The organism is Actinokineospora spheciospongiae (assembly GCF_000564855.1).
In the GTDB taxonomy this organism is placed as follows: domain Bacteria; phylum Actinomycetota; class Actinomycetes; order Mycobacteriales; family Pseudonocardiaceae; genus Actinokineospora; species Actinokineospora spheciospongiae.
Map to the genome: position 1 here is coordinate 1 of NZ_AYXG01000019.1, position 9,124 is coordinate 9,124.

At 72.3% G+C, this 9,124-nt stretch carries 8 protein-coding genes and 1 pseudogene; 6 read left to right on the forward strand and 3 right to left on the reverse strand.

Annotated elements, in window-relative coordinates; all coding sequences use genetic code 11:
* Positions 1-182 precede the first annotated feature (182 nt).
* On the reverse strand, positions 183-809 hold the full coding sequence (locus tag UO65_RS02230; protein WP_035278245.1) for a TetR/AcrR family transcriptional regulator: 627 nt from the start codon (positions 807-809) through the stop codon (positions 183-185).
* Positions 810-904: 95 nt separating this feature from the next.
* Between UO65_RS02230 and UO65_RS02235 the strand changes: the two genes are divergently transcribed.
* The 6 genes from UO65_RS02235 (at position 905) to lgt (ending at position 7,201) form a co-directional block, all read left to right on the forward strand.
* On the forward strand, positions 905-2,455 hold the full coding sequence (locus UO65_RS02235; RefSeq protein ID WP_084175236.1) for an anthranilate synthase component I: 1,551 nt from the start codon (positions 905-907) through the stop codon (positions 2,453-2,455).
* Positions 2,452-2,985, forward strand: coding sequence for a Trp biosynthesis-associated membrane protein (locus UO65_RS02240; protein ID WP_052020505.1), 534 nt, complete (start codon positions 2,452-2,454; stop codon positions 2,983-2,985). The genes UO65_RS02235 and UO65_RS02240 overlap by 4 nt, the downstream gene beginning before the upstream one ends.
* Before the next feature lie 115 nt (positions 2,986-3,100).
* The gene (gene trpC / locus UO65_RS02245; protein ID WP_035278247.1) at positions 3,101-3,910 is read left to right on the forward strand and encodes an indole-3-glycerol phosphate synthase TrpC; all 810 of its coding nucleotides are present in this window, start codon (positions 3,101-3,103) and stop codon (positions 3,908-3,910) included.
* A gap of 149 nt (positions 3,911-4,059) precedes the next feature.
* Positions 4,060-5,295 carry a tryptophan synthase subunit beta gene (trpB, locus tag UO65_RS02250; RefSeq protein WP_035278254.1) on the forward strand — a complete coding sequence of 412 codons (1,236 nt, stop codon included), beginning with the start codon at positions 4,060-4,062 and terminating at the stop codon, positions 5,293-5,295.
* Positions 5,295-6,089, forward strand: a complete 795-nt coding sequence (trpA, locus tag UO65_RS02255; RefSeq protein ID WP_035278248.1) for a tryptophan synthase subunit alpha — start codon at positions 5,295-5,297, stop codon at positions 6,087-6,089. Before trpB ends, trpA begins: the two co-directional genes overlap by 1 nt.
* A 29-nt stretch (positions 6,090-6,118) precedes the next feature.
* Positions 6,119-7,201: a prolipoprotein diacylglyceryl transferase gene (lgt, locus tag UO65_RS02260; protein WP_052020507.1), complete on the forward strand. Its 1,083-nt coding sequence runs from the start codon at positions 6,119-6,121 to the stop codon at positions 7,199-7,201.
* Positions 7,202-7,377: 176 nt separating this feature from the next.
* Here lgt and UO65_RS02265 read toward each other — a convergent pair whose 3' ends face one another.
* Together UO65_RS02265 and UO65_RS34185 are read right to left on the reverse strand one after the other, a co-directional pair.
* On the reverse strand, positions 7,378-8,040 hold the full coding sequence (locus UO65_RS02265) for a DUF6801 domain-containing protein (RefSeq protein WP_152551936.1): 663 nt from the start codon (positions 8,038-8,040) through the stop codon (positions 7,378-7,380).
* A 155-nt stretch (positions 8,041-8,195) separates the two neighbouring features.
* Positions 8,196-9,073 (reverse strand): annotated as a pseudogene (locus UO65_RS34185) (IS5 family transposase).
* Positions 9,074-9,124 lie beyond the last annotated feature (51 nt).

Genomic DNA, 9,124 nt, shown 5'->3' on the forward strand with positions numbered 1-9,124 from the left:
CATGATCGCCATAGGGGCCCCGGCCAAACACATCCACCCAGCCGGGCACACCCGCAAAAAACCCGGCGCTCGAAAGCTGAGCGCACCCACCCGGGCACACCCATCAAAACCCCGGGCTCGAAAGCCAAACACATCCACCCAGCCGGGCACCACCAACAAACGACCGGAAAGACCAGCCGAACCTAGTCCAATCGCCCAGTCAGATACCGCTGGATGTTCGGCCCCACAGCCGCCACCAACCCGTCCACCCCAGCGGAAGCCAGCGGCTCGAAGTGCACCACGTACCGCACCATCCCCAGCCCCATCACCTGCGACGCCACCAGCGTCGCCCGCAGCTCCCGCCCGTCCTCCGCAACAAGATCGCTGATCCGCCCGAACAGGTTCTCCAGGAAGAAGTCGCGCAGTGAACTCCCCGCATCCGCGTGCGTGGCGACGCTGCGCACCAGAGCGGTGAACCGCGTACCGCCCTCGGCGTCCCAGCTCGTCAGGAACGCCCGCGCCATCCGTGCGCCCAACTGCCCGGCCGGTCCGCTGCGCAGGTGCGCGACCAGCGGCTCCACCTCGAACGGCAGCCGCAGCACGGCCTCGGCGAACAGCGTTTCCTTGCCGCCGAACCAGTGGTTGACCATGGCCGCGTCCACCCCGGCGCGGCGGGCGATGGCGCGCACCGTGGCCCCGCTGTAGCCCTGCTCGGCGAAGACCTCGCGGGCGGCGGCCAGCAGGGCGGCCCGGGTGTCGGCGCCACCGGGGCGCCTGCCCCGCCTGCGCCCGGTGCCGGGCCCGGGTGGCCCGGCGGTCGGTGTGCTCATCACCGGACATCATGCCCGAAACCGGGTCCGCGCAGGTCACCGATGCCCTCGACCCGGTGCCGGGGGTGGCGCCGGGGGCACGGCAGAATGACGTCATGGTCAGTGTGATCGGCGTCCCGTCCCGACCCGCGACGAACGCGGGGATGGGGGCCGTCAGCCCCGGTCGTGAGCAGTTCCACGCGCTGGCGGCCGATCGGCGGGTCATCCCGGTGGTGCGGCGGGTCCTCGCCGACGCGGAGACACCGGTGTCGGTGTACCGCAAGCTTGCGGGTGACCGGCCCGGCACGTTCCTGCTGGAGTCGGCGGAGAACGGCCGCTCCTGGTCGCGCTGGTCATTCGTCGGGGTGCGCAGCCCGGCCGCGCTGACCGCCACCGGCGGTGAGGCGCACTGGACGGGCACCCCGCCGGTCGGCCTGCCCACCGGGGGCGACCCGCTGGCGGCGCTGCGCGAGACGGTGCGGCTGCTGCACACCGACCCGCTGCCGGACCTGCCGCCGTTGACCGGCGGCATGGTCGGCTACATCGGCTACGACGCGGTGCGCAGGCTGGAGAAGCTGCCCAGCCTCGCCGAGGACGACCTGGAGCTGCCCGAGCTGGTCATGCTGCTGGCCACCGACCTGGCCGCGGTGGACCACCACGAGGGCACCATCACCCTGATCGCCAACGCGGTGAACTGGGACGACTCGCCCGAGCGGGTCGACGCCGCCTACGACGACGCGGTGGCCAGGCTGGACGCGATGACCCGGGCGCTGCTGAGCCCGGCGCCGTCGACCGCCGCGGTGTTCGAGCGGCCCCGCCCGGACTACGCGCGCAGGCGCGAGCCCGCCGACTACCAGGCCGCGGTGCGCAAGGCCAAGGAGGCCATCCGCGCGGGCGAGGCGTTCCAGGTGGTGGTGTCGCAGCGGTTCGAGATGACCACCGACGCCGACCCGCTCGACGTCTACCGGATGCTGCGCACGTCCAACCCCAGCCCGTACATGTACCTGCTGCGGCTCGACGGGTTCAGCATCGTCGGTTCCAGCCCGGAGGCCCTGGTCACCGTGCGCGACGGCCGGGCGACCACGCACCCCATCGCGGGCACCCGCTGGCGCGGGGTGGACCCGGAGGAGGACATGGTCCTGGAGAAGGACCTGCTCGCCGACCGCAAGGAGCGCGCCGAGCACGTCATGCTGGTCGACCTGGGCCGCAACGACCTGGGCCGGGTGTGCGCGCCGGGCACCGTGCAGGTGGTCGACTTCTTCCGGGTGGAGCGCTACAGCCACGTCATGCACATCGTCTCCACGGTCACCGGTGAGCTGGCCGAGGGCAAGACCGCCTTCGACGCCGTCGCCGCCTGCTTCCCGGCGGGCACGTTGTCCGGGGCGCCGAAGCCGAGGGCGATGGAGCTGATCGAGGAGCTGGAGCCGACCCGGCGCGGCCTCTACGGCGGCGTCGTCGGCTACCTGGACTTCGCGGGCGACTGCGACACCGCGATCGCCATCCGCACCGCCCTGATCCGCGACGGCGTGGCCTACGTGCAGGCCGGGGCGGGTGTGGTGGCCGACTCCGACCCGGCCGCCGAGGACACCGAGTGCGTGAACAAGGCGGGTGCGGTGCTCGCCGCCATCGCCGCGGCGGAGACCGTGCGGGCCCCGGCGGACTCATGACCGAGCCGCAGGAGCCCCCGGGGCCGCCACCCCGCCGTCTGCTGTGGACGGTGGTGGGCCTGCTCGTGCTGTCCGCGGCCGGGTTGTGGGGTTCGTCGTACCTGACCTGGTCGACGAGCATCGGCACGGTCCCCGGCACCGGGGCGGCCACCAGCGCGGACGTGCCGGTGTCGGCGGCGCTGCCCTCGGTGGTGCCGCTGGCGGTGCTGGCGCTGGCCGGGGTCGCGGGCGTGCTCGCGCTGGGCCCGGTGCCGCGCCGGGTCGCGGGCGCGCTGCTGGCCGCGGCGGGCCTGGTGCCGGTGTGGCAGGCCGTCGCCGGAACCGGGGGAGCGGTCCCGGCGCGGCTGGCGGTGGCGGTGGCCGGGCTGGTCATGGCCGCGGCGGGGGGCGTCTTGCTCATCCGTGGCGCCCGGCTGCCCAGGATGGGGGCGCGGTACGCGGCACCCGGTGCGGCCAAGGAGTCCGCCCGCACCGACGACGACCTGTGGCAGGCACTCTCGGAGGGGGAGGACCCGACGGCGGGGCGGTGAGCGAGCGAGGACCCGGTGCCTCCTGCCCGCGAGGGCCGGAGTTAGCATCAATTCGGCGGGAAGGGGCAGTGCTTGTGAGGGACTACACCAGCGGAACGTCGATCGAGGGTGACCTGTGAACGTCCTCGAATCGATCGTCGAGGGGGTCCGGGAGGACCTCGCCGCGCGCGAGTCGGTCGTCTCCTTCGAGACCATCAAGGCGATGGCCGCCAAGGCCCCGCCGCCGCGGGACGCGTTCAACGCGCTGCGCGGCACCGACGTCGGGGTCATCGCGGAGGTCAAGCGGCGCAGCCCGTCCAAGGGCGACCTGGCCACCATCGCCGACCCCGCCGCCCTGGCCCGCGACTACGAGGCCGCGGGGGCGCGCGTGATCAGCGTGCTCACCGAGCAGCGCCGCTTCGGCGGTTCGCTGGCCGACTTCGACGCGGTCCGGGCCAAGGTCGACATCCCGTTGCTGCGCAAGGACTTCGTGGTCAGCCCGTACCAGGTGCACGAGGCGCGGGCGCACGGCGCGGACCTGGTGCTGCTGATCGTGGCCGCGCTGGAGCAGCCCGCGCTGGAGTCGCTGCTCGACCGGGTCGAGTCGCTGGGCATGACCGCCCTGGTCGAGGTGCACACCGCCGAGGAGGCCGACCGCGCGCTGGAGGCGGGCGCGAAGGTCATCGGCGTCAACGCCCGCGACCTGCGCAGCCTGGAGGTCGACCGGGACGTGTTCGGGCGGCTCGCGCCCGGTCTGCCCGCCGACGTGGTCAAGATCGCCGAGTCCGGCGTCCGGGGCCCCAGCGACCTGATGACCTACGCCGGGGCCGGTGCCGACGCGGTGCTGGTCGGCGAGGGCCTGGTGGCCACCGACGACCCCAAGGCCGCCCTGGTGCAGCTCGTCACGGCGGGGTCGCACCCGGCGTGCCCGAGGCCGAGCCGGTGAGCACCCCCGAGAACACCACCGACCGCGGTGTCACGCTGGAGAACAGCACCGCGGTGGACGATGCTGTGGAGAACGCCGTCGTGGAGAGCACCCCGGTGCAGGACAGCACCACACCGCAGGACGACACCACCGCGGCGCAGAACAGCGCCGTGCACGCCGTCGCGGAGCAGGACCCGCACGCCCCCGGCGCGCACGACCCGGACGCCCGCGGCCACTTCGGCCCCTACGGTGGCCGGTTCATGCCGGAGGCGCTGATCGGCGCGCTCGACGAGCTGTCGGCCGAGTACGACAAGGCCCGGCTGGACCCGGCGTTCACCGACGAGTTCACCCGGTTGCTGCGCGACTACGCGGGCAGGCCCTCGCTGCTCACCGAGGCGCCCCGCTTCGCCGAGCACGCGGGCGGCGCGCGGGTGTTCCTCAAGCGCGAGGACCTCAACCACACCGGCTCGCACAAGATCAACAATGTGCTGGGCCAGGCGTTGCTCACCAAGCGGATGGGCAAGAAGCGGGTCATCGCCGAGACCGGCGCGGGCCAGCACGGCGTCGCCACCGCCACCGCCTGCGCCCTGATGGGCCTGGACTGCGTGGTCTACATGGGCGAGGTCGACACCGAGCGGCAGGCGCTGAACGTGGCGCGGATGAAGCTGCTCGGCGCCGAGGTCGTCCCGGTGGCCTCGGGCTCGCGCACCCTCAAGGACGCCATCAACGAGGCGCTGCGCGACTGGGTGACCAATGTGGACACCACGCACTACCTGCTCGGCACGGCCGCCGGTGGGCACCCGTTCCCGCTGATGGTGCGCAACTTCCACCGGGTCATCGGCATCGAGGCCAGGGCGCAGGTGCTGGAGCAGCTCGGGCGGCTGCCGGACGTGGTCACCGCCTGCGTCGGCGGCGGCTCCAACGCCATCGGGATCTTCCACGGCTTCGTCGACGACGCCGACGTGCGGCTGGTCGGCATCGAACCCGCGGGCAAGGGCATCGAGACCGGCGAGCACGGCGCCACCCTGGGCCACGGCAGCCCCGGCATGCTGCACGGCGCCATGTCCTACCTGTTGCAGGACGAGGACGGCCAGACCACCGAGGCGTACTCGATCAGCGCGGGCCTGGACTACCCCGGTGTCGGCCCGGAGCACGCGTGGCTCAAGGACACCGGCCGCGCCGAATACCGTTCGGCCACCGACGCTGAGGCCATGCACGCGTTCCGGCTGCTCTCGCGCACCGAGGGCATCATCCCGGCCATCGAGTCCTCGCACGCCCTCGCGGGCGCGCTGGTCCTGGGCCGGGAACTCGGTCCCGAGGGCGTCATCCTGGTGAACCTCTCCGGTCGCGGTGACAAGGACATGGACACCGCCGCGAAGTACTTCGGCTTCTACGAGGAGTCCTGATGGGCACGCTCGACACCCTGTTCGCGGGCACCAGGGCCGAGGGGCGCGCGGCGCTGATCGGGTACCTGCCCGCCGGGTACCCCACGGTCGACGGCTCCATCGACACGCTCAAGTCCATGGTCGACTCCGGCTGCGACCTGCTGGAGGTCGGCGTGCCCTACTCCGACCCGGTCATGGACGGCCCGACCATCCAGGCCGCCGCGGACGAGGCGCTGCGCAGCGGCTTCCGGCTGCGCGACCTGTTCCGCACCGTCGAGGCCGTGTCGGCCGCGGGCGGCAAGGCCGTGGTGATGACCTACTTCAACCCGGTGCTGCGCTACGGCGTGGACGCGTTCTCCCGCGACCTCGCCGCCGCGGGCGGACTCGGGATGATCACCCCGGACCTCATCCCGGACGAAGCCGAGCCGTGGCTGGAGGCCTCCGCCGCGCACGGCCTGGACCGGATCTTCCTGGTGGCGCCGTCGTCGTCGCCGGAGCGGATCGCGGCCACCACGGCGGCGTCCTCCGGCTTCGTCTACGCCACCGCGGTCATGGGCGTCACCGGGGCCCGCGACGCCGTGGGCGTCGAGGCCGAGGCCCTGGTCGCGCGCACCCGGGAGCACACCTCGCTGCCGGTCGGCGTCGGCCTGGGCGTGCGCTCGGGCGACCAGGCCGCGCAGGTGGCCGGGTTCGCCGACGCGGTCATCGTCGGGTCGGCCTTCGTGACCGCCGCGCGGACCGGCCCGGACGCGGTGCGCGCGCTCACCGAGGAGCTGGCCGAGGGTGTGCGCCGCACACCCGCCCCGATCGGCTGAGCCGTCCGGGCCCCCGTTACGGTGGGCCCGTGACGAGCGCCTCCTCGCTGTTCCTGGCGAACATCCCGAGTCCCGACCGCGGGGTCTGGGAGATCGATCTCGGTTTCTTGACCATCCCCATCCGCGCGTACGCGCTGTGCATCATCGCGGGCATCATCGTCGCGATCTGGTGGGGTGAGAAGCGGTTCCAGGCCCGCGGGGGCCAGCCGGGCGCCGTCATCGACATCGCGGTGTGGGCGGTGCCGTTCGGCCTGGTCGGCGGCAGGCTCTACCACGTCGCCACCGACTACTACCGCTACTTCGGCGAGGGCAAGAACCCGCTGAACGCGCTGCGCATCTGGGACGGCGGCCTGGGCATCTGGGGCGCCATCGCCCTCGGCGCGGTCGGCGCCTGGATCGGCTGCCGCCAGAAGGGCATCCCGCTGCCGGTGTTCGCCGACGCGATCGCCCCCGGCATCGTCACCGCCCAGGCCATCGGCCGGGTCGGCAACTACTTCAACCAGGAGCTCTACGGCGGGCCGACCAGCCTGCCGTGGGGCCTGGAGATCTACGAGCGCCTCAACGCCAACGGCATCACGGACCCGCTCAACGGCGTCGCCGTCGACCACACCCTGATCGACGGCAGCCCGGTGCACCCCACGTTCCTGTACGAGCTGATCTGGAACCTGCTCGTCGCCGCGCTGGTCGTGTTCCTCGACCGCAAGCTCCGGCTGGGCCACGGGCGCGCGTTCGCCGTGTACGTCGCCGGCTACACCCTGGGCCGCGGTCTGATCGAGCTGATGCGCACCGACCCGGCCACCCTGGTCCTGGGCGTGCGGATCAACGTCTGGGTCTCGCTGCTGGTGTTCATCGGCGCGGTCGTCTACTTCGTGCTCGCCGCCAAGCGCGGCCCCCGCGAACACCTCGGCGGCGGGGCGATCGCCGTCATCCCGGTGGACGAGGTGCCCTCCACCCACCGGGACGACGAGGACCCCGACCCCGTTGTCGAGGACGACGCTGTCGACGACGAAGACCCGTTCGACGACACCGACGACCTCGACGACGATCGAGTCGAGGAGACCGGGTCTGCCGGTGGTGCTCAGCGCAAGCGCGTTGCCGACCCCGGCGAATAGCGCGTCGACCAGCCCGGTGTGGTTGCCGCAGCCGCTGGAGGCGGGCAGGTCGTAGGTCCCGGTGATCGGGCCGCCGCTCGCGGGGGTGAACCCGTCGCCCGAGGTCAGGGTCAGCGTGGTCGTGCTCCGGCAGTCGGGCTCGCCCTTGCCAGTGGCATCCCCCGCGCGGTGAGGTCCTAGGTGATGTGCCGGTTGCCGGGGGAGACCTCGACGCGGTGCGTGGAGTACGGGCCGGGCGGGTAGATGCAGTGCACGTCGAGCGTGCCCAGGGCGGTCGGGCCGCCGTCCGCGCCGCGCGGGGTGACCAGGACGTTGAAGCTCTGGTAGTACCGGGTCGGTTCGGTCCCGACCCGGTCGAACACCATCGGGGGCAGCTCACCGGAGGTGGACCACTCGGGCAGCGTGCTGTTCCCGGCGATCGGGACGCCGGTGACGGAGAAGTACGGCCGCGGGTTCTCCGTGTTCGGGAACTGCGGGCTGTGGTAGCGCAGGAACACCCGCGCGGTCGCGTCCAGCGTGACCGCGCCCGCGCCGTCGAGGGCTTGGCGCAGCGGCGTTCCCTGGGCGAAGTCGAGCCCCACCGACGCCGTCCCCCGGTAGGGCAGCGGCGCGGTCGGCACGCCCTGCCGGGCGGTGTCCGGCGCGTCCACCTCGATGTGGGCGGCGATGTCGGCGGTGACGGTGCCCACCCCCGGGACCGCTGTCGAGCACCCGCTCAGCGAATCCCCGATCCGCACGGTGACCGCCGCGGCGGAACCGGTGCCCGCCCCCGCGACGACGAGCCCGCCCACCAGCGCGGCCACCACCGCGATCGAACCGCTGGTTCTCCGAATTCCCATGTGCGGCACCACTTTCGCCGGATTGGTCAACCCTGTCCGGACTGGGATACCACCGCGCCGGGAGGCGGGGCCAGAGCCGAGCGTGAAGTGCTCACCCGGCGCGGTGGATTCCCGGAAAACCGTCACCCCGTGCCTAGGGCCTGTCCTGCGGATCTTCACTTGAGATGGAGGACGATGCAGGCGAGGATGATCTCGGCTCGGTGGTAGGCGGCTCGTTTGGCGAACCTGGTGGCCAGGCCGCGGAACTGCTTGAGCCGGTTGAAACAGCGTTCGACGACGTTGCGCATCTTGTAGATGTCGGTGTCGAAGGCCGGTGGCCTGCCACCGGCCGAGCCCTTGGCCTTGCGGTGGGCGACCTGGTCGACACGCTCGGGGATAGTGGCCTTGATCCGTCGCTGTCGTAGCGCGGTGCGGGTGCTCGGGTGGGCGTAGGCCTTGTCGGCGATCACCCGCCCGACCCGCACCCGCTGCCCGTCGACGTCGATGTCATCGATGTCCTCAAGCAGCGGCAGCAGTTGCGGGTTGTCCCCGGCCTGGCCGGGGGTGAGGATCACCGCCAGCGGCAGACCGGCCGCGTCGACGGCCAGATGGAGCTTGGTCGTCAGCCCTCCGCGGGAGCGTCCGAGGCATTCCCCGTCGATGGCGAGGTTCTCGATCCAGTCCGCGCAGCCCCCTTTTTCCGGGCACCGGCCGCGTGTTGGTGGGCCCGGATGCTCGTGGAGTCGACGCTGACCACGAAGGCCACGTTGTCCTCGAGTGTCCCGAGTGAGTCGTCTTTGACGATCACGTGCTCCAGTATCCGGTCCCACGTCCCGTCGGCGGTCCACTTCCGCAACCGTTCGTGCGCTGTCTTCCACGGCCCATACCGTCCTGGCAGGTCACGCCAGGGCGCGCCGGTGCGTTCCTTCCACAGGATCGCGTCGATCACCTGCCGGTGACTGCGCCACCGACCACCGCGCTGCCCGCTCTGCGCGGGCAGCAACGGCGCGATCGCAGCCCAGGCCTTGTCCGTCAGCTCACCACGTCCGACCACACCCCATCATCTGCACACGATCATGGGAAAGATCCGCAGGACACGCCCTAG

What these genes read in the sequence shown, in the direction of transcription:
- UO65_RS02235 (WP_084175236.1), top strand. Translation starts at nt 905, where the DNA reads ATGGTCAGTGTGATCGGCGTCCCGTCCCGACCCGCGACGAACGCGGGG.
- trpA (WP_035278248.1), top strand. Translation starts at nt 5,295, where the DNA reads ATGGGCACGCTCGACACCCTGTTCGCGGGCACCAGGGCCGAGGGGCGC.
- UO65_RS02230 (WP_035278245.1), bottom strand. Translation starts at nt 809, where the DNA reads ATGAGCACACCGACCGCCGGGCCACCCGGGCCCGGCACCGGGCGCAGG.
- UO65_RS02265 (WP_152551936.1), bottom strand. Translation starts at nt 8,040, where the DNA reads ATGGGAATTCGGAGAACCAGCGGTTCGATCGCGGTGGTGGCCGCGCTG.
- UO65_RS02240 (WP_052020505.1), top strand. Translation starts at nt 2,452, where the DNA reads ATGACCGAGCCGCAGGAGCCCCCGGGGCCGCCACCCCGCCGTCTGCTG.